The sequence below is a fragment of the Paucilactobacillus suebicus DSM 5007 = KCTC 3549 genome (assembly GCF_001434475.1).
Lineage (GTDB): Bacteria > Bacillota > Bacilli > Lactobacillales > Lactobacillaceae > Paucilactobacillus > Paucilactobacillus suebicus.
In genome coordinates this window covers 128173-149348 of sequence record NZ_AZGF01000002.1, presented here as the reverse complement: position 1 = coordinate 149348, position 21176 = coordinate 128173, and the positions used below count along the sequence as shown (strand labels likewise).

The following is a 21176-nucleotide window of genomic DNA, read 5'->3' as shown; positions in this document are numbered from 1 at the left end:
TCTATCAGTACTTCTTGACGAAGAACCAAAAAATGTAAACTAATAATTAACGAGTACGCAGGAAACCGGCTTTCTGTCTACTCGTTATTTTTTATTTTTCGGCGACGATAACTGAAATTTCAGCCAGTTTTGTTTATAATGTAAGTCGGACTGTTTAACAAAACGAAAATAAGGAATGACATGATGACTCCACAAACAATTCTACAAACAAAATTTGGTTATGATACTTTCAGAAATGGCCAAGCAAAAGTAATCGATAATGTTTTGGATCATCAAAACGTTTTGGCGATTATGCCAACTGGTGGTGGCAAGTCTTTATGCTACCAAATACCAGCGTTAATGATGGACGGCATTACGCTAGTTATATCACCACTGATATCTCTAATGAAGGATCAGGTGGATGCTCTAAATGAAAATGGGATTCCGGCGACCTTCATTAACAGTTCGCTGGAGTATGATGAGGTCGAGGAACGGTTTGAAATGGCACGACAGCAACAAATCAAGTTGCTGTATGTATCTCCAGAGCGGCTTGATTCAGGCTATTTTAACCAGTTGGCCCAGCTACCAGTGTCGTTGGTGGCAATTGATGAGGCACATTGTATTTCCCAGTGGGGCCACGACTTTCGCCCGAGCTATTTGAAACTGACTGATATTATTAAGCAGCTACCGACCGAACCAACAATTATTGCTTTAACAGCGACAGCAACGCCTAAAGTTGCCAACGACATTATGGATCGGCTTAATTTGGTTGATGAGGTTAAGACGGGATTTTCGCGACCTAATTTATCTTTTAAGGTTGTGAAAGATCAAAATAGTGATCAATTTTTAGTAGATTACTTGACGGTTAATCATGAACAATCAGGAATTATTTACGCCAGTACCAGAAAAGAAGTTGAAAGATTAACTTTGATGTTAAAACGGCATCATATTAAATCTACGATGTATCACGGTGGGATGAACCGGGACGAACGCCGACAAAATCAAGATGACTTCTTATATGATCGTGTGCCGGTAATGGTGGCAACTAACGCATTTGGCATGGGTATCGACAAAAGTAATGTCCGTTTTGTGATTCATGACCAGGTGCCTGGTAGTTTGGAATCGTATTATCAAGAGGCCGGTCGTGCTGGACGTGATGGGTTAGATAGTGAAGCAATTTTGCTATTTAAACTGAATGATGTCCAGATCCAACACTTTTTTATTGATCAATCTGATATGGATGAACAAACAAAGCAGCGGGAATACGATAAGTTACAGGCGATGACACAGTATGCCAACACGCAGCAATGTTTACAGCAATATATTCTCGATTACTTTGGTGAGAAGTCTGCATCTTGCGGGCACTGCGGTAATTGCTTGGATGATCGTGAATCTCAAGATATTACCGTTTCAGCTCAACAGGTGCTGTCGTGTGTTAAACGCATGCATGAAAGATTTGGCAAGTCACTTGTGGCCCAAGTACTGACAGGTTCTAAAGTTAAACGAGTGATGCAAATGCGTTTTGACGAATTGTCAACGTACGGATTGATGCACAATCGGTCTCAGAAAGATGTATCGGAATTAATTGATTTTTTGACAGCCTCAAATTACTTATATGCTGATGGTGGTCAGTACCCGATACTGAAGGTTGCACCGCGTGGAGTGAGTGTATTACGTGGGGATGAACAGGTTTTTCGTAAGACTGCAGTTAAAGTACAACAGGCATTGGCAGAGGACGATGAATTGTTTGAAGAGCTACGCACGTTACGCCGAGAATTGGCGGAGCAGCAAGGTGTACCACCGTTTGTCATTTTCTCAGACAAGACACTACATGATATGTGTGCCATTATGCCAGATTCGTTAACCGAAATGATGGAGGTCAAAGGAATTGGTGAAAGTAAGCTTGAAAAATATGGTGAGCAATTCCTAGACGTGATCCAAGAGTTTGAGACCGAAGAATAATGAATTACCCGAGAAAAGTTAGTTGTTAAACAACCGACTGAGCTGATATAATGAGCTCTAATGTTTAAAGTCAGATCTTAAGGAGAATTTATAAATATGGCATTTCCACAACTTAATTTAGCAAACGCAAAGGGACCAAAGGCAACAATCAAAACTAACCATGGTGATATTGAAATTCAACTGTTCCCAGAACAAGCACCAAAAACAGTTGAAAACTTTATTGCACTTGCAAAAAATGGTTATTACGACGGTATTATTTTTCATCGGGTCATTCCTGATTTCATGATTCAAGGCGGTGATCCTACTGGTACAGGTGCTGGTGGTGAAAGTAGTTTTGGTGGTTCATTTGAAGATGAATTTTCTCAAGAACTGTTTAATTTAAAGGGTGCGTTATCGATGGCTAACGCCGGCCCTAACACAAACGGCAGCCAGTTCTTTATCGTTTCAAATGAAAATGTTCCTAGCCAGATGATGGGACAAATGGAAGATGCTGGATATCCGGCAGAAGTTATTGATGCATATAAAGATGGTGGAACACCATGGCTAGACTTCCATCACACAGTGTTTGGTCAAGTTACAAAGGGACTAGACATTGTCCAAGAAATTAGCAAGGTAGATCGTGATGCACAAGATCGTCCGGCTGATGATGTGGTAATGACAACAGTAGAGATAACGGAGTAGACCGTTTAGCTCATGAGCATTAACTGAATAACGACCGTAATCACCTGATTTTGGTGATTGCGGTCGTTATTTGGTTAAGCGGAGTGAGCTGGTCTACGGAGTTAGTTTAGACTAGATTGCCGGAAAGTAATCCAAATCGCCAAAAAAATTTCAAACCAAATATCACACCGGTAAGGCTAATTTAATCAAATTTAATCAATCCTTCAGATTAGATAACTTACTTTTTCTCACCAAATGCGCTAATATGGTGACAGACATATTAGGAGGTCCTCAACATGACAATTTATGACTATGAGGTCACCAAAGAAAACGGTGAAACATATTCGATGGATGAATACCGTGGTCATCCGTTGGTGATCGTTAATACTGCTACAAAATGTGGCTTTGCACCTCAATTTAAACAGTTGGAAGAAATGTACGAGAAATACAAGGATCAAGGTCTGATTGTCCTAGGATTTCCATCAAATCAATTTCATCAAGAACTAGAAGACGGCAAAGCAGCCGCACAAGCCTGCCGAATGACCTATGGTGTTAGCTTTCCAATGCACGAGTTACATGATGTTAACGGTGATGATGCGCTACCATTGTTTAACTATTTGAAGGATGCTGCACCCGGTGCATTGGGCAATGCCGTTAAGTGGAACTTTACTAAGTTTTTAGTGGACCGTGATGGCAATGTTGTTAAACGGTTTGCGCCAAAAACAAAACCCGAAAAAATGACGGAAGATGTTGAAAAGGTTTTGTAGAAAAATATAAAAAAACGCCGGAAAATTTTTATTTTTCGACGTTTTTTTAATTAGTTCGTTCGCTTATCTTTAATCGTTAATGAAATCAACAGTGCAATAATTGCAAAGCATAGCGGGAAAATAAAGCCAAGATGCGCACCGTTAGTAAAAGCAATCCGTGCTGAAGATGAATGACTAGAGGCTTCACCGAAAGCTAATAAACTAGTAGCAATTGCGGTTGAAATTGCACCAACGATTTGTTGCTCAGTATTCATGATGGTGCTGCCATCGCTGGAAGTCTCGCGATCAAGTGCATTTAAAGCAAACGTCTGTGTTGGTGACATTGCCAGCGGTGCTCCGATCATTAAAATCACGTGTGCAGCGATAACATAAATTGTAGATGCTTCATCTGAAGCAAAAATTAACATTAGCACCCCCACGATAACTAGAGCAAAACCAGTGACGGCTAATAGTTTTGTACTAAATTGTTCTGTTAAACGTCCAGAGAGTGCGGATACAATTGCGTTGACTAATCCTCCGGGTAACATCACAATTCCTGTCAAAGCAACAGAAATTGCGAGTCCTTTTTGCCAGAACATTGGCAACAGATACATGGAGGCAAGAATGATACCAAAGTCTAACATGACTAGAATTGCACCAGTGGTGAAATTCCTTCTTGAGAAGACGCGGAAGTTTAAAATTGGGACTTCCGTGTGAATTTGTCGGCGCACATAAAATACAATGATAATGACTGCAACGATTAACAATCCTAAGACAATAGGGGATGTCCAACCATAATTGCTGGCAGAACTTACCGCAACAACCAGTCCACCAAAACCAAGAGTAGATAACAGAATTGATAGTTTGTCGACCTTGGGATGGGTCAACTCACTGACATTTGGTAAAAACTTAATTGCAAAAACTAAGCCAACCAGCAAGAACGGAATGAAGATCCAAAAGATCCAGTGCCAGTTAAGCGCACCAAGAATAATTCCTGAAAGTGTTGGCCCTACGGCAGGCGCAAACATAATAACTAAACCGATCATCCCCATCGCTGCACCAAGCTTATACGGTGGGTAGATAAGTGTGGCCACGGTAAACATTAGTGGCAGGATTATACCAGTTCCAATTCCTTGAATCATTCGACCAATCATTAGAATGGCAAAGTTTGGCGCCAATGCTGAAATAACGGCACCAACTGTAAAATCTAATAGTGCAAAGATAATTAACTGACGAGTTGTGAACCATCGGGTCAGTAAACTGGATAATGGCAATACAATTCCGATGATCAACATATACCCTGTGACTAACCATTGCACAGTACCAACTGAGACATTGAATGATGTCATCAGGTTTGGCAAGGCAATATTTAATGATGTTTCACTTAGCATACCGACAAATCCGCCGATCAACATACCAAACATTGATAGAAATGGATGATCAACAGAGACGGCAGCTTTGGCAACATCGACATTTGTGTTACTTGTGGTTTCCATAAATATAAAGCTCCTTTAAAATGTTTTCTTCAGACAAGTGATTACACTATCACAAAAAAAATCTCCTCGTAAGTATTTTTTTGTCAAAATCATAAAAAATGTCAGAAAACGGTTTCAAAAATAGCACAAATTGAAGTTTTGTTAATTCAAGAAATATATCAGGCTACATGACATTCCTCAAAAATGATGATAATATTTAGCCAACTAAGTAAATGAGGTGAAATCCGTGAGTAAACAAGATGCGTTACTGATTATTGATTACACAAATGATTTTGTGGATGATCAGGGAGCCTTAACATGTGGTAAACCCGGACAGCAAATTGCACAAAAAATTATTGAACTAGCGGACCAAACATTAAAAGACGATGGCTGGGTCATCTTACCAACTGATGTTCACAAACCTAATGATCTTTTCCACCCCGAAACAAAATTGTTTCCGTCCCATAATGTTCGAAATACATGGGGCCGTGAGTTTTATGGTCCTTTGAAACAATGGTATGAGTTGCATCAAGATGATGAACATGTTTGGATGATGGACAAGACGCGTTATAGTTCATTTGCCGGGACTAGTTTAGATATTGATTTACGTGCGCGTGATATTCGTAGCCTACATTTGACGGGCGTTTGTACAGACATTTGTGTTTTGCACACAGCAGTTGATGCTTACAACTTAAATTATGATATTACTGTTCATGAATCTGCAGTTGCTGCACTGACAACTGAAGGCCAGGAGTGGGCACTCAACCACTTTAAATCTGTGATTGGTGCTTCAGTTGTTAAATAATACATTTGGAGTGATAGCTTGAGTAGTTTAGATAAAAAAATAGTTTTAATAATTGGTGGCGCCTCGGGATTCGGTTTTCAAACGGCAGTTCAAAGCTTGAAACTGGGTGCCGATGTTAAAATTATTGGACGCCATAAAAATCGTGTTGATGATGCAGTTAAGCAACTGTGCACTGTCAGTTCGCAAATTAGCGGTGCTGCGGTTGATGCCAGTGATGAACAGCAGTTAAAGCAGTATCTAGAAAAAACTGGCAAAGTTGACCATGTTGTTTCTATGCTTGGTGGTGCAATGGGTGGCGGTTTTTTTGATGCGCCGTTTGAAGAAATTAAACATGCAATTGATCAGAAATTTTTTACAAATTTAATGGTCGGTAGAACGGTGGCACCCTATATCAAGGACCATGGAAGTTTGACATTTACCAGTGGTACAGGAGGTCACCCATACGATGCCTCCGGTGCAATTATTGGCAACCAGGCGATTAACACAATGGTAGCAGGAATGGCAGTTGAGGCCGCTCCGCGAATTAGAGTGAACGCTGTGGCACCAACATGGACGCCAACGGGTTTATGGCGAGGCTTATCGGAAGACCAATTAAAGCAAAACGAGAATGGGATGACATCTCAAATCCCTCTTAACCGAGTATCTGATCCTGAAGAAGTGGCCAGTGCATATATATTTTTGATGAATAACGAATTTGTGACTGGACAAGCAATAAATGTGGATGGCGGTATTTCGGTAGTTTAATTTTTTTGCCGTAATGCGTTGACGGGGCGAATAAATTCCAGTATAGTGGTTCTTGTGCTTGGAATTGGTTCGTTGGTCTAGCTGGTTAGGACGCCTGCCTGTCACGCAGGAGATCACGAGTTCGAGTCTCGTACGAACCGTAAAAAAACGGTAAGAATTTTCCTATTTGAGGAAAGTTCTTACCGTTTTTTTTACTTTAAATTGAGTGTGACTGATTTACCTGTAGTTGTGTGAGCTGGACTAATTGTGACTGTGACAGGACCAGTTTTACTAGGCAGTTGATACTTAAAGTCAACATCATCATCGGCCTTGGCATCAAGTGGTCCGCTTGCTTCATCATCATTTTCTGAAATATTAACAGTTTTACCGTTTTGCTTAACCGTCACTTGAACTAAGTTATTGAACGAGGCAGCTTGTTGGGATGTATTCTCCCAGTTAATTTCTAGGTCTAGTTTTCCTTTATTGTTTTCCGCGTTCAGTGAAATAATTTTGAACTGGTTAAATTTCCAAGTTTTTGAAACCACAGGATAGGCGTTATCACCTTTTAGTGTGTAAGTTTCATGGCTGGTTGAATGTTTGGAATTAGATTTAGCACTAGTACTGCTTGAAGATTTTTGCGAACTAGAATTAGCTTGTTGACCACAACCGACAAGTGTAATACTAATAACGAGTGACAATAATAAAAGACTAATTTTACGCATGAAAATAACCCTTTCTTTGATTGTTGTATTCATCATAACGATAAAAACAATCTTTGACAACGGATTAACGACATACGAATGATGTTTTAATACCAGGCTGGTTTTGGGCCATCGGTGTTTGGTTTATTAACACCCAGAGAATCACGAATTGATTTATCCGGATGTTCGATTAAGTCTCCTACGAGATAGCCGATACTCTTACGAGACACTTCTGTACCTTTAAAATATTCACCTTTTGTGGTGGTCTCGTAATTCACTTCATCGTGATTTGACAACCAGGCTGGACGGATGATGGTATAATCAAGATCCGAGGATTCGATTACCTTTGCAGCAGCGCTATAGGTTTCAAGGTAACCACCATCGAGCATTTGGTGATTCCACTTGCCATATTCTCCAGGTACTTCGTCATAAATACCAAGGGTTGATATCCAAATTAGTCGCTTGACGTTGTTAGCGTTCATTGCATTGACAACGTCTTTAGCCAATTCTTCGATATTATGACCGCTTAAATTGGCGTACACAATGTCAATGCTTTTCATGGCTTGACTTAATTGGACAGCATCTGTGACATCACCTTCAATAATTGACTCACGTTCTGGTTTAGTAATTTTTATTCTACCAGAATTTCTTAAGTAGTAGGTTAGGTGATTGGTCGTATTGTTAAGTAGATCCTCTTCAGCATAACGGGCAATGTGACCGGCTGCTCCTAAAATTAAAACGTTTGACATGAGATCCATCCCTTTCTTATTTTTCAATTGTAACTTTAATACTGACAGTTTAAAAATGCAAATATTTGTTCTCAAAAATATGAATTAATTATTAAACAGGAGAGTTGAACGATGAAATATACGTGGACTAACCAACAGAATGATCCGGTTAAAATAAAAAAATTTCTGCAAAACATCGGCATGGGGCATAGGTTAATTGCCGACATTAAACATGGAGATGGCAGTTTTATCGCCAACGACCGTGTTGTGCAACCTACAGATGTGTTGCCGCCACACAACCAAATTACCGTTATTATTAATCCGGAAAAAGAAGACGAGACAGTTGCTGCTAGTCATCGACCAATTGACATTGTTTTTGAAAATGACCAGTGGCTGGTAATCAACAAACCAGCGGGCCTGACGTCAATTCCTGGGCCGACAAATCGGCTAGATACACTCTTGAATAGAATTAAAGGGTATTTAATTGATCAAGGGTCAAAAGATTTGAGACCACACTTTATTTCACGGTTGGATCGTTTTACTTCTGGACTGGTTCTGGTCGCTAAGAATCGCCTGGCACAAAGTTTAATAGCTAATCAGGTAGAGCAACATTTAATTGATAAGCAGTACTGGGCAATTGTGAGTGGCCAGGTTAGTGAAGAACATGGCTTTTTGAGCCAACCCATTGGTAGAGTAGCTGATTCACCCAGACGTGCAGTCATGAATAATGGTCAAAGCGCTAAAACTGAGTATTGGCGTGAACAGGTAAATGATTCATGGACGCTTGTCAGGGTTAAATTACACACTGGCAGAACTCATCAAATTAGGGTTCACTTTAGTAACATTGGTCATCCCTTGCTGGGTGATCAATTATACGAAGGACCGCTTGAATTGATTAGTCGTCAGGCACTTCACACTTATCATCTTGAATTTGTTGATCCATTTGACCAACAAACAAGGATGTTTGAAGCGGCGATTCCGGAGGATATGAAGAATGTTCTAGATGGAAAGTAGATTTAACGCTGAATTTTCCTTGTGATGAATAAAATAAGACCAATCAGGACGAGTTTTGTCCTAATTAGTCTTATTTTTTTACTTATGAGTCTAAACTAGAGTGTCCATTGTCTGATTATTCAAACATTTTCTTTGTTGCTCTAGCTAACACTTTTGGATCCTTATCAAATCTTGGGTTCTTGACCAATTTGTCCATTGGTACTCCGGCAAAATGGTATGCCGCAATTTCCCCAGAACGAACAGCACTCTGTTCGGTGAAGATCATTTGATATGGCTGTTCAACAAATTCACCAGTAAATGCTAAATTGGTTGAATGGGTGGGAATGATTTCTGGACGATCCGTCTTAGCACGGTTATTAAACAGAGCCGACGCATATGGCATATAGACTGGAATATTATTGATGACACTATCAAAAATATCCTTAGCCTTGTCTTTAATGTTTGTCGGACCTGGATCAACTTTAGCTAACTGACCAATCAGTTCTTGCAGCATTTCCTTACCGTTCATCTTGATGTATTGCTTATTAACAAATTCACCCTTACGACGTGGATAGAGGAAGTATCCCCAGATAACAGACTCATTAGGCTTCTGAGTTGTAAAGTGAGGCTGGTGGTGCACAACAATCGACATATTAACATCGTTATGTCCTAAGGCAGTAATTGGGGATGTTGAGATAAACGAGTTTAGTGCATTACCTGGAACTTGCGTGGTGATTCGCGTGATTTCATTCAATAATAGATGGTTCTTAGTTGTTAACGTAAAGCTGACCCATTCACTAGCGTTACGATCGTCGAAGAATTTATCAGGGTTGCCAAGATTGTAGAATCTTTCCGTCGCTTTCTTCCATAAGCCGGCAGCTGCACCATAGTCCATGTTTTCTGGGGCAGGGGTAGTATAATCACCCATTGTTGCAGAATCAGTGATGGAACCATTGGTGAAGATCACTGCGGTATCATCATCAACGTCAATTGATTCCGTTTCGCCGGTTTCAGTATTTTCCATAGTTAAGCCAGTAACTGTGATCTCATCTTGCATTGAGGTCTCTTTAAATTTCCAGTCAGTAACGCGGCGATTTAAGATGATGTTGCATCCATGTTCTTTTAGATAATTGATGATTGGTAGCATAATGCTTTCGTACTGGTTATAACGAGTACGGTTAACACCAACTAGGTGCTCGATTTGCGTGAATTCATAGATCATTTGGTGCATGTAACGCCGAAGCTCTTGCGCTGAACTTTGAATTCTAAAGGCGAAAGTGGTTTCCCACATGTACCAGAAATTAGTTTGGAATATATGTGGAGAGTTTTTAAAGTACTCTGAAATAGAAATGTTATCTAGTTTTTCTTCTTGTGAATCAGGCATTAGGACTAAACGGCTTAATAAGATTCTATCTTTATTATTAAGGCCTAGATGACCACCATTAATAATTCCCTTACCACCTTGAAGCAGACGGGCCTTATCAAAGGTACGATGATGAGCATCAAAATCATAGGTATCCTCGGCGGCGGTCATTCCTTCTTCCGTGGCTGAAGGAATTCTGTCGAGTAAATCCATTAAATCGACGTATGTGCGATAGTTAAGCATACGTCCGCCACGAGCAACGTAGCCAGTGGTATTTTCCATTGGATGTTCTTTATTCCAATATTCATCCGTAGTGGTGTCTGTTGGGGCACCATCGTTTGAACCATGATCATCTAATGAATAAAAAGTGATATTGCTGCCATCCCAGTGTCCTTCTTGGATTAAATAAACAGCTGAAGCCATGTTAGCCAGCCCGGCGCCAATCATAATTGCCTTGCTTTTTGTCATTGTATCCACCTCCGAGAATATTTATGAAGCGATTTCATGTCAATTGTATGTCAAATAACAACAAATGTCCATTTAAACGGTTGCTAGTGGCAACTTTTTTGAACGGTGTTATATCAAGGTATTCATGTACCATGTTAACAGCTTAGTTAATATTTATTTTAAAATTTGACTAGCCAGATTATTCCAACATTCATGCCTAACAAAAAAAGAGATCAGATTATTCTGATCTCTTTTTAGTGAGGTTATTTATTTAAGTTCTGAAACAGCCTTCTTTAAAGCCTGAGCTTGGAATTCCGCTTGAGCCTGTTGTGTCACTTTAGCCCGTTGTACCTCAGTCATTTGTGGGTTTTGGGTCATTGCGGCCTTAACCTTGGCTTCAATGTACGCCTTGGCTTGAGTCTGCATCTGTGCTTTAGCAGTTGGACTAGCCATCAATTTTTCTAGCTTAGCTGCTTGAGTAACACTCAATTTAACCCAAGTCTTTGGTAGGTTAAATGTGTTAACACGTTTAACAATTTGACCACCCATACCTGACCACAAGTACAAGTCTTTATAGAAGTTGTTCTTAAACTGCCAACGAGTGACCTTAGTAGTCATAGTAGCGGTTGACTTATTAGTATACTTAATCTTATTTGAAGTGTATTCATCGGCCTTAGTGTGATCCGGTGTTTTTTGCTTCTGCTTTAAGTTGTAGATATAAACATCATTTTTTCCTGATGTTCCTACTTGCTTATACAATGCAATTGGCATTGATGAAGAATTTGATGCCGAGTAAATGGTCTTGGTAGTAGTCGTTGTTACCTTGTGCATACCAAAATGATCGTGATAATTTGAGACCATTCCAACGATTGAGCCAAGTAAAATGATGCCGGTAACAAGCAATGCTAACGTTCTCTTTACTGGACCATTTGTAAACATAAAGGCTAGGAAGAATGTAATTGCTCCAATTACTAATGTGATTAGAATCATTATTTGGCACCTCCCTTGTCATCATCAGTCGGTACAACAACAGCATCAGGACTCTTGTGCTTCAATAGGAAAGCAACAGCAAATCCAAGTACACTGAACGCAATTGCAATCCAGAATGCTGCGTGGTAACCGTCTAAAGTAGCGTTTAACGCAGCTGTCTTATATGAAAATGGAGTTTCCTTCAGTAGACTCTTTGCTGGCATATTGTTTGATGAAACGTTTGACAAAACAGAAACTAACAAAGCAGTACCAATTGATGAAGCAATTTGACGGACAGTGTTGTTAACAGCAGTTCCGTGAGAAATTAAATCTACTGGTAAAGCATTCATACCAGAAGTTGTAACTGGCATCATAACCATTGAAATACCGAACATCCGAACAGCATACAAGAAAACGATGTAGATAGTTGGTGTGTTACGTGTTAACACAACGAATGGTAAGGTTCCGACTGTCAGAAGGAACATCCCACACATTGCAAGACGCTTAGCACCATACTTATCAAATAAGTTACCAGTGAAAGGACTCATTACCCCCATCATTAAGGCACCAGCAAGTAATGTTAGCCCAGAATGGAATGCTGACATTCCATGAATGATTTGTAAGTAAAGGGGAAGAACCATTTCGGCACCAACCATGGCCATCATAACAATTGAACTCAATGCTGTGGCAATGGTAAATTCAAATGACTTGAAAACTCGTAGTTCCAAGAATGGATGTTCAAGACGTAGTTGACGAATGACAAAGAGGACAACTAGGACAACACCGATGATGATGGTTGAAAGAACAGTTGCGCTGGTCCAGCCGTCGTTACCAACTGACGAGAATCCATACAATAAGCTACCAAAACCGAGTGTTGAAAGAACTAATGATAGATAGTCAAGGCTTGGTTTAGAGGTTTCAATAACATTCTTCATAAAGAAGAAACTACCAATGATAACGAGGGCCATGATAGGAACAATCATTCCGAACAAGTCACGCCAACTGAAGTTATCAATAACCCATCCAGAAAGGGTAGGTCCAATAGCAGGTGCAAGCCCAATAACAATTCCGGCCATCCCCATGGCACTACCACGCTTGTTAGCTGGGAAAATACTTAACATAATTGTTTGCAATAATGGCATTGTAACACCGACACCAACGGCTTGTATTAAACGACCAGTCAATAAGATTCCAAAATTAGGAGCGGTCCAAGCAACGATGGTACCAATTTCAAAAATAGTTATCGCACCAAGGTATAACCACTTGGTAGGGATCCGATTAGTCATGTACGCACTAACCGGAATCATGATTCCGTTAACCAACATAAATCCAGTTGTCAACCATTGTACGGTTGAGGTTGAGATATTAAAAGCATTCATCAATGTAGGAAATGCAGTTGATAGAATGGTTTGGTTAAGGACAGTACAGAAAGTACCAACAAGTAACAAGACAATCATCATTGTTCTGTTATATGGCTTTCCGTTAACGTCAACAGATTTGTTCAACGTAAAAAACCTCTTTTCTTTTCTTTATCTAAATTCGCATGCGTCCTAATATAATCCCTCTTGATGTGTTTGTCAAATAACTTGACAAAGAAATTAAAGAATATATACTGTACCGAGTAAACATGAGAACGTTTTAATCTTTTCAACATCAATGAAAACAAAAAAATAAACAATCTCTACTATAGTAAAAATAAAAAATAAGGAGGTTAGAAAATCGTGAATAATTTACCTGAAGAACTTCACTCATTATTTAGTAAGCATGAATTACAGCTTGGTATTGGAGATTTATCTCGCGTTACTGGTGTCACTCAAAGTAAGATTAGATACTGGGAACAAAAAGGGTACATCCATGCAGTTAAAAATGATGAGGGGCAAAATCATAAGTATTCGTTACCAATGATTGGCAAGACTCGGCTAATCAAACACTTTTTGGATGAAGGTTTCACGCTTCAAGCTGCAGTGGATAAAGCCGAAGAACACCGAGAAACGATGGATATGGTCCAAAAAGTTTTAACTGATCGGTTCTTGTCGTTCATCAAATTTGAAGGTCATGATGCAATCAATATGGGACCTTTGAAGAATGATCCTGATAAGTCTGTGATTGCTGTTTTGTCCAGTGGTAAAACTGAGCTTCAGCTTGTTCCCAGCGACTTTGACTAATGACAGACAGCAGTGAATGTTACACTTAATAACTAAAAACTTCAAGGCCTTTAACTAATTGATTTTAGTTAGGGCCTTTTTTTGCGTCACTGGGTAAATATGTGTTACAATAAAAAAAGATTTAATCGAGTGCGTATAAATAGCGAACTAATAATGTGTATCACAACTAGATAGAACTGAAAGTAGTAATCGAGGGGCGAATGCTAGGCATTTTTGGTATGTGCGTCACCATCTTCACTATTTAAAGAGCAAAATAAATCATTGTATATCGACGAAAATACATAGAAAAATAAGAAAAGGAAAAGGACTATGCGAAAGTTAAAAGTTAATAATAATGAAGTTGCGTTTTATGCCATGGGTGGCCTTGGCGAAATTGGTAAAAATATGTACTGTGTGCAGTTCCAGGATGAAATTATCGTCATTGATTGTGGGGTGCTCTTTCCAGAAGATGAACTCCTTGGGGTTGATTACGTTATCCAAGACTACTCATATTTGGTTGAAAATCAGGAAAAAATTAAAGCAATTGTTATCACCCATGGTCATGAAGACCACATCGGTGGATTGCCATTTTTCCTTCAGCAAGTAAATGCACCGATCTATTCGGGGCCGTTTGCGCTGTCATTAATTAAGGGTAAATTGGAAGAAAAGCACTTGTTGCGGAATGCTGACTTGCACGAAGTTAATGAAGACACTGTGTTGAAGTTTAAAAAGCTGTCTGTCAGCTTCTTTAGAACCACCCACTCAATTCCTGATACATTAGGAATTGCAGTGCACACTCCACAAGGAACAATTATTCAAACCGGTGATTTTAAGTTTGATTTGACACCAGTTGGTGGACTACCGGCTCCTAACTTACAAAAAATGGCTAAGCTTGGTGATGACGGCGTGTTGTTACTGACATCTGATAGTACAAATGCAGAACGGCCAGAATTTACCAAGTCAGAGCAATGGGTTGATACTCATATCCGTCGTATTTTTGAAAAGATCAAGGGACGGATTATATTTGCTTCCTTTGCTTCCAACGTTTACCGTTTACGAGAGGCATCAGATGCCGCCATTAAGCAGGGTCGAAAGATTGCTGTCTTTGGACGGAGTATGGAAAATGCAATTGGCGCTGGTCAAGAACTAGGATACTTGAATATTCCCGAAGATTATTTAATCGATCCGAATGATATCAACTCGTATCCACCTGAAAAGGTGTTGATTATGTGTACCGGATCCCAGGGTGAACCTATGGCTGCCTTAAGTCGAATTGCGAACGGTACCCATCGACAGATTACAATCCAACCTGGCGACACGGTTGTTTTCTCAAGCAATCCAATTCCAGGTAACACGGTCAGCGTTAACCAATTGATCAACAAGTTGGATGAAGCTGGTGCAACTGTTATTCATGGTTATGTTAATAACATCCATACATCCGGTCATGGTGGTCAAATCGATGAAGAGTTTATGCTACGTTTGATGAAACCTAAGTACTTCGCGCCTGTTCATGGTGAGTATCGGATGCAAAAAATTCATACCAAGCTTGCTGAAATGACCGGTGTACCACTTGAAAATAGCTTTATTCTCGCCAATGGTGATGTGCTGGCCCTTACAAAGGATTCCGCACGGGTTGCTGACCACGTTGAGGCCGGCGATGTTTACATCGATGGTCGTGATGTTGGAGACAGTGTTGGTAATCCTGAAATTCGTGAACGTCGTCTGTTATCTGAAGAAGGCGTTGTTACAGCAATTGCTGTCATTGATTTGAAGAATCACCAAATTGTTGCCGGCCCTGATATTGTTTCTCGCGGGTTTGTGTACATGCATGAATCCCAAGATCTGATTAAAGCGGCCAACCATGAAGTATTTTGGGCAATTTTGAACACATTTAAAAACCGTAAAAAGATTGATGAACGAATCTTAAATCGGACGATCGTTAGTCGGTTACAAAAGCTATTGTATGCACAGACTGGTCGTCGCCCGGTAATCATTCCGATGGTCACGATTTTAAATGGCGATCAAAAGCATGAGGAGCCAAAGAAGAATAAGCAGTCTAAACCTAAGACTGACAAAAACGTTGAAAAAGAAGACGTGAAATAAAAAATAGATTGATGCCTAGTGATAATTGCTAGGCATCAATCTATTTTTTTGATTTTTATAAATGTAATAATTTTTCCGTATTGGTGTGACTAATCATTTCTTTTTCGTCCTCTGTAATTGGCGCCTTGGCAAGAAAGGTTGCTGCGTCACCCTTAACAAACGGATAATCCTGGGCCCACACAATATGGTCGACACTGACTTCTTGCATGGCTAACTGCATTTGTGGCCACGTAAACATGCCACTTGGAGTAATATAGATGTTCTTTTTGTAGTAATACGAAAATGGATGCTGTAAATTATTTCCTGGAATTGGAGCAGTAGCTTCGTCAATTCTTTCAAGGAAGAAAGGCACGAATTCGCCCCAGTGTCCAGAAATTAACTTTAAGTTTGGCAACTTATCAAATAGGCCTGATAAAATTAGCCGATTAATGTGTAATCCTGCTTCCATATGCCAGCCCCACCCTGGAGTGGCCATAATGGCGTTAAAACCAATTGGATTCATACCACTGTAATATTGATCGCGAACTGTTTCATTTGGGATTGACGGGTGAATGTACAAAGGCACATCCAATTTAGCGGCCATTTCAAAGATTGGAAAGAAGCGTTCTTCATCCAAAAAATGACCATTATCTGTTGTTCCCAGAATCATAGCACCTTTCATGCCTAATTCAGTGACTGCACGGTGAAGTTCTTCAGCCGCGGCAGTTGGATTAAAGGTTGGCAGGGTTGCAAACCCCGCAAAGCGATCGGGATGTCTTTTGACTGCTGCGGCGATACTATCATTTACTTTACTAAATAGTGGGACTGAAGTTGCTTCAGGCAGCATATCAAGGTTAGCATTGGGATCAAGATAAGATAGGACCTGCATATCAATACCATTTTTGTCCATGTAATCTAGTCTTTTTTGGTCCAGGTCTTGGAGTTGTTCTGGAGTTGGTGCGTACGCAGTTAGGCCCTCTGAAAATGATTTAGCCATTTTCTGTAATTTTTTTGGATCAGACGGTGTAGTTGATTTTAAAAAGTCATTGACTGCTTTATTTGCATAATCAAACCCAGCGTGTTCTTCTAGAGTAATTAATTTCATATGATTCACCTCATTTATTTATTTGTATTTATTTGTGAGGTCATCATAGTTTTAAATAAGCTAGTTCACCAGCTAAATGTGACAAAAACCGACCATTTGTAACAATGACTAGCGTTGGTGGTTAATAATATGTGACACAATGCGTCCCATTTGTTCTGGGGTTTCAACGGCACCGTTTAAGGACCATAGAAACAATGACTCTGTCAGCCCTGATGCCACAAAGGCCAACCAGTACTCATCTTCTGGCACAGATACTTGAACCAAATGATGGTTAATTAGGATTTTAATATCATCTTTAAACGCATATGACACCAAAAATTTCAGGTCTGAGCTAATTAAAGTTCTTAAATCGGTGGTGTAGTCCTGGAAAAAAGAGAAAAATAATTGACCGAATTCAGCTGGAGTTGTTAATTTATATTTGCTCATGAATCGCATCGCATGGCTAAATATATCGTTTAGTTTAGCAGTGATGATGTCTTCGATGGACTGGTAATTACGATAGTATGACATGCGAGACACTGCCGCGGCTTTGCATAGCTCGGTGATTGAAATTTGCTCAATTGTCTTGGTTCTTAATAAAAAAAGTAGTGCATTAAAGAGAGCTTCATCATTTTTGGTTCGTGATCTAGTAGTCATTGAAATTTACTCCTGTAGTGGTTAATAAATCATAATATAGTGATGTTTTAAGTAAAAATCAATTTTACTTCATTTCTTATTCGGATACCGAAGCAATCTGTGGCTGGTTAATCGTCATAACATGATGACCAAATGTTCTATTTAGCCAACTTTTCAATCTTTTATTGGTACTTAGGTCAAGTTTTTGTTTCTCAATTTCTTTCAACAACAACTTAAGGTGACGTTGTTCTTCTAGGTACAACCGACGTGTGTTAAATGATAATGCTCGAATTTGAAGATAGACGTTAGATAATTCCTGATAATGATGAATCCAAGCAATTGAGGCTAGTTCTGGCATTGACATTTTAATATGACTCTCTATCTGATCTAAATATGCTAATGTTTCTGAGTAGTGTGGGACTTTCTCACCTTGTTTAGTTATATTCGTGTGTTTAGTAATGTCGCTGATTAAATTTAGCTCAGTTACCTTCAGTAACAGATTGTATAAGAATAATTTTTCCGCCATTTTCTTAAGTTGTGGTTCAAATCTTAAATCAGCAACTAAATCTCTTTCTATCAGCGCACCGATGAGATCTAATGAAATTAGGCCAGTCATGAACATTTGCATGACATTACGTGAATCAGTGATGTGTCTTTGTTGGTAACTGAATGCTGTAATTTGAGATTGAGCATTCACGAGTTGTTCAAGATATTTCGAATGCAGAATTTGACCAGGCTTTAAGAACAGTACGTAACGACCGGTCGCACAATCGAGCCCTTGGTTGAAACTACTATACATATCTTGATTAAGATGATTTTCAATAATTTCACATGGAAAACCACTTAGTCGTTTAAACGATCTAATTCGTTGGGGTGATTGATCAAATGAACCGTTGTCTACAAAAATTACATCAAAATCGGTAAATGTTTGGTGCTTCAAATCACTTAATAGCTCGGCTAGTTCTTGTGCACAGTTGCTTACGGGAATAATGATACTGATTGCAGTCATACAAATCGCCTCATTTCGATAAATTTTGTTTCCTTAATCTAATATTAATTTAAACCATGAGAAAATACTAATGATAACTATTCAATATATCAAAATAATCATGCCTGATATACTTGCTTTGTTGATCAAGACACTTTATTATCTATATAGGGCTGATAAGCGCTTACAAAAATAGAGGATTATTGAGTTTTACATCATAAGAAAGAAGAGACTTGATTATGGCAATTGAAATTACTGTACCCCATTTTGATAAAATATTAGTTGGTGTTGATGATGCGGTTGATGCAAAGATGGCATTCGACTACGCTGTGGACAAAGCAAAACGTGATGAATCCGAACTAGGAATTGTTTCAATTTTGGAAACCGGCGATATTAACGTGTATCAGGCCTTGAGCAAGGACTATGTGCATGGCACTCGTGATGAGCTAGATGCGAGAATGAACGAGTACGTTGAAGCAGCCATTAATTATGGCGTTGATCCTAAGAAAATCACAAAAATTATTGACGAAGGCAGCAAGCCTGCTGAAAGAATTATTAATCATGTACTTCCAGCATATAAACCAGATTTACTAGTTATTGGTTCAATAGGCAGTGATGATAGTAGAAAACTTTTCGGGTCTCAGGCTGCATACATGGCCAAGAATGCTGGAATTTCGGTTACGATTATAAGAAAGTAGAGTGATCCAGCAAACGGAGCAGTTTGCTGGATCACGTTTTCGCAAAAAATATAAGTGGTCTTTCGTTATTCGCAAAACACAATTAGTTATCTGTCAAAATTTATCAGCTACCACAATAGCAAATCATTCAACCTCATCAGAGGTAGTAGCTTTATCAGCAGGAGTATTGAACATTGTCTCTTCAATACCGCGTTCAACTTCTGCTTGAATCGTAATGTGGCAAATATGGTATTTATTCTTTAATAACGTTTCAATCCGTTGATAGATTGGTTCAACTTCACTTAGTTTCATGTCTTTCAAGTTGATATGAACTGAGAAAATAATGCGATGTTCATCAATCATCCATGCATGGACGTGGTGAACGCCCGTGATACCGTCAATTTGCTTGATGTCCTTTTTGATACATGCGTAATCTAGTTCGGGGGATGATTGCATCAAAATGCTTAAAGTTTGATGAATGATTGGCCACGTTTCATAGCAAATGTAGATCGCCACCAGAATGGTAATTACGGGATCAATCCACGAAATGTCAGTGAACCAGATAAATAGGGCGCCAATGATGACTCCAACGGAAGAAAGAGCATCGGACAAAATATGTAGATAAGTGGCTTTAATGTTCAGACTGTCTTTACTGCCACCCTGTAGCAAAAAGGCAGACGCCAGGTTTGCCAAGAGACCAACTACAGCAACGATCAACATTAATTCACCATTGATTGGTTGAGGGTGGGAGAAACGTTTGGCTGCTTCAAAAATTAAAAAGACCGAAATAACGATCAAAAAAATTGAGTTTAAGAGTGCGAAAATGATTTCTGCTCGTCGATAACCATACGTGCGTCGCTCAGTTTCAGGATGACGGCCAATTAACTGGGCAAAGTACCCGAGAAGAATGGCGGCTGAGTCACCAAGGTTATGAAAAGCATCTGATAGCAGTGCAAGGCTTCCTGAAAAAACACCACCCAAGATTTCGACAACGGTGATTAATATATTAAGAAAAGTGACCCAGAAAAAACGGGCGCCGTTGACGGAATGAGAATGCATAGTAGTAAACCTCCTTTTGTAAATAGATATATTTTTAGGCAATCCTAATATTTAGCTTTATAATAAGATATTATCTAATTCAGATCAATCTTTACTTAGAATTTAAATATATTTCACTATCGTTTTGTGTTAAAGTGTTCTATTATTTACTTATTAATGATAATTATTACTAATTGAGGTGACAATATTGACCCCGATGAAAGAGGATTACATCAAAATTATTTTTGAACTCGGTGGCATAAATAAAAAAATATCAAATAAGGAAATTGCGCTGGCACTTGATGTGGCAGCTGGATCAGTGACTGAAATGATTTCCAAATTAGTTGAGGAGAAATTAGTTGTTCATGAACCGTATGCGGGCATTTCTTTAACAAAAAAAGGCCAGCGTTACGCAACTGAATTGGTTCGTAAACATCGCTTGTGGGAAACGTTCCTAGTTGATAAGCTAAATTACAATATGGCCGATGTGCATCCAGAGGCCGAAGTCTTAGAGCACCAGACAAGTGATCGCCTTGCTAGTTCATTAGACAATTTTTTAGGATATCCTAAGCATTGTCCACACGGTGGGGTTATTCCAGATGAAAACGGGCATTTTGATGATATCAGTCATGAAATGTTGGCAATGGCGAAGGATAATGAAGAAGTTGAAATTGAACGCTTCTTAGATAATCATGAACTTTTGGTATACCTAACTGATTTGGGCTTAAATGTAGAAGATGACATTAAAGTTATTCGTCATGATCCTTTTGAAGGACCTATCCAGATTGTTAGGAAGACGGATCAAAAGGCAATGGCAGTTTCTTATAAGGCTGCGCATAATATCTTTGTCAGAAAGACCAACGGATAATCAAAAAGTGTTGCTTTATATAATATCGGTATCTTTTTTGAAATTCGTGTGATATACTCATTCATGTAGTTTAGGTAAGGTAATTTTGGTTCGATCGTTTCATTGTTT

General features: G+C 39.2%; 20 protein-coding genes and 1 tRNA gene. 11 read left to right on the top strand and 10 right to left on the bottom strand.

Annotated features, from left to right (window positions below; all coding sequences use genetic code 11):
* Positions 1-183 precede the first annotated feature (183 nt).
* From recQ to FD16_RS01705, 3 genes are all read left to right on the top strand, one after another.
* A complete protein-coding gene (gene recQ / locus FD16_RS01715) occupies positions 184-1941 on the top strand; it encodes a DNA helicase RecQ (protein ID WP_010621581.1) in 1758 nt (585 codons plus the stop codon).
* Between the two features lie 96 nt (positions 1942-2037).
* A complete protein-coding gene (locus tag FD16_RS01710; protein ID WP_010621582.1) occupies positions 2038-2622 on the top strand; it encodes a peptidylprolyl isomerase in 585 nt (194 codons plus the stop codon).
* 275 nt (positions 2623-2897) lie between these two features.
* Positions 2898-3368: a glutathione peroxidase gene (locus FD16_RS01705; protein WP_010621583.1), complete on the top strand. Its 471-nt coding sequence runs from the start codon at positions 2898-2900 to the stop codon at positions 3366-3368.
* Positions 3369-3418: 50 nt separating this feature from the next.
* Here FD16_RS01705 and FD16_RS01700 read toward each other — a convergent pair whose 3' ends face one another.
* Positions 3419-4843, bottom strand: a complete 1425-nt coding sequence (locus FD16_RS01700; RefSeq protein WP_010621584.1) for a DHA2 family efflux MFS transporter permease subunit — start codon at positions 4841-4843, stop codon at positions 3419-3421.
* Positions 4844-5069: 226 nt separating this feature from the next.
* Here FD16_RS01700 and FD16_RS01695 point away from each other — a divergent pair, with 226 nt between their 5' ends.
* From FD16_RS01695 to FD16_RS01685, 3 genes are all read left to right on the top strand, one after another.
* Entirely contained in the window at positions 5070-5627 is a 558-nt protein-coding gene (locus tag FD16_RS01695; RefSeq protein WP_010621585.1) for a cysteine hydrolase family protein, read from the top strand.
* An 18-nt stretch (positions 5628-5645) separates the two neighbouring features.
* Positions 5646-6371, top strand: a complete 726-nt coding sequence (locus FD16_RS01690; RefSeq protein ID WP_010621586.1) for an SDR family oxidoreductase — start codon at positions 5646-5648, stop codon at positions 6369-6371.
* Between the two features lie 66 nt (positions 6372-6437).
* Positions 6438-6511, top strand: a tRNA-Asp gene (locus tag FD16_RS01685).
* A 51-nt stretch (positions 6512-6562) separates the two neighbouring features.
* Here FD16_RS01685 and FD16_RS01680 read toward each other — a convergent pair.
* The gene (locus FD16_RS01680) at positions 6563-7072 is read right to left on the bottom strand and encodes a hypothetical protein (protein WP_010621587.1); all 510 of its coding nucleotides are present in this window, start codon (positions 7070-7072) and stop codon (positions 6563-6565) included.
* An 86-nt stretch (positions 7073-7158) separates the two neighbouring features.
* Positions 7159-7800: an SDR family oxidoreductase gene (locus FD16_RS01675; protein ID WP_010621588.1), complete on the bottom strand. Its 642-nt coding sequence runs from the start codon at positions 7798-7800 to the stop codon at positions 7159-7161.
* A gap of 111 nt (positions 7801-7911) precedes the next feature.
* Between FD16_RS01675 and FD16_RS01670 the strand changes: the two genes are divergently transcribed.
* A complete protein-coding gene (locus FD16_RS01670) occupies positions 7912-8793 on the top strand; it encodes an RluA family pseudouridine synthase (protein ID WP_010621589.1) in 882 nt (293 codons plus the stop codon).
* 115 nt (positions 8794-8908) lie between these two features.
* Here the strand turns inward: FD16_RS01670 and FD16_RS01665 are convergent, their stop codons facing one another.
* The 3 genes from FD16_RS01665 to FD16_RS01655 all read right to left on the bottom strand — a co-directional run bounded on the left by FD16_RS01665 (position 8909) and on the right by FD16_RS01655 (position 13056).
* The gene (locus FD16_RS01665) at positions 8909-10603 is read right to left on the bottom strand and encodes an oleate hydratase (protein WP_010621590.1); all 1695 of its coding nucleotides are present in this window, start codon (positions 10601-10603) and stop codon (positions 8909-8911) included.
* 246 nt (positions 10604-10849) lie between these two features.
* Entirely contained in the window at positions 10850-11572 is a 723-nt protein-coding gene (locus FD16_RS01660; protein ID WP_010621591.1) for a DUF4811 domain-containing protein, read from the bottom strand.
* The gene (locus tag FD16_RS01655; protein WP_010621592.1) at positions 11572-13056 is read right to left on the bottom strand and encodes an MDR family MFS transporter; all 1485 of its coding nucleotides are present in this window, start codon (positions 13054-13056) and stop codon (positions 11572-11574) included. Before FD16_RS01655 ends, FD16_RS01660 begins: the two co-directional genes overlap by 1 nt.
* A gap of 216 nt (positions 13057-13272) precedes the next feature.
* On the opposite strand from FD16_RS01655, the gene FD16_RS01650 reads away from it, so the two are divergent.
* Together FD16_RS01650 and rnjA are read left to right on the top strand one after the other, a co-directional pair.
* Positions 13273-13716 (top strand): MerR family transcriptional regulator, encoded by a 444-nt coding sequence (locus tag FD16_RS01650; protein ID WP_010621593.1) that lies wholly within the window; start codon positions 13273-13275, stop codon positions 13714-13716.
* 309 nt (positions 13717-14025) lie between these two features.
* On the top strand, positions 14026-15798 hold the full coding sequence (rnjA, locus tag FD16_RS01645; protein WP_010621594.1) for a ribonuclease J1: 1773 nt from the start codon (positions 14026-14028) through the stop codon (positions 15796-15798).
* A 55-nt stretch (positions 15799-15853) separates the two neighbouring features.
* On the opposite strand, the gene FD16_RS01640 is transcribed toward rnjA, so the two are convergent.
* The 3 genes from FD16_RS01640 to FD16_RS01630 all read right to left on the bottom strand — a co-directional run bounded on the left by FD16_RS01640 (position 15854) and on the right by FD16_RS01630 (position 18506).
* Positions 15854-16882 carry an amidohydrolase family protein gene (locus tag FD16_RS01640; protein WP_010621595.1) on the bottom strand — a complete coding sequence of 343 codons (1029 nt, stop codon included), beginning with the start codon at positions 16880-16882 and terminating at the stop codon, positions 15854-15856.
* 108 nt (positions 16883-16990) lie between these two features.
* Positions 16991-17518 (bottom strand): TetR/AcrR family transcriptional regulator, encoded by a 528-nt coding sequence (locus tag FD16_RS01635; protein WP_010621596.1) that lies wholly within the window; start codon positions 17516-17518, stop codon positions 16991-16993.
* Between the two features lie 76 nt (positions 17519-17594).
* The gene (locus FD16_RS01630) at positions 17595-18506 is read right to left on the bottom strand and encodes a glycosyltransferase family 2 protein (protein WP_010621597.1); all 912 of its coding nucleotides are present in this window, start codon (positions 18504-18506) and stop codon (positions 17595-17597) included.
* Positions 18507-18724: 218 nt separating this feature from the next.
* Between FD16_RS01630 and FD16_RS01625 the strand changes: the two genes are divergently transcribed.
* Complete coding sequence (locus FD16_RS01625) at positions 18725-19183, top strand: universal stress protein (RefSeq protein WP_010621598.1); 459 nt, start codon at positions 18725-18727, stop codon at positions 19181-19183.
* Between the two features lie 123 nt (positions 19184-19306).
* Here the strand turns inward: FD16_RS01625 and FD16_RS01620 are convergent, their stop codons facing one another.
* The gene (locus FD16_RS01620) at positions 19307-20221 is read right to left on the bottom strand and encodes a cation diffusion facilitator family transporter (RefSeq protein ID WP_010621599.1); all 915 of its coding nucleotides are present in this window, start codon (positions 20219-20221) and stop codon (positions 19307-19309) included.
* 187 nt (positions 20222-20408) lie between these two features.
* On the opposite strand from FD16_RS01620, the gene FD16_RS01615 reads away from it, so the two are divergent.
* Entirely contained in the window at positions 20409-21068 is a 660-nt protein-coding gene (locus FD16_RS01615; protein ID WP_010621600.1) for a metal-dependent transcriptional regulator, read from the top strand.
* Positions 21069-21176: the final 108 nt, after the last annotated feature.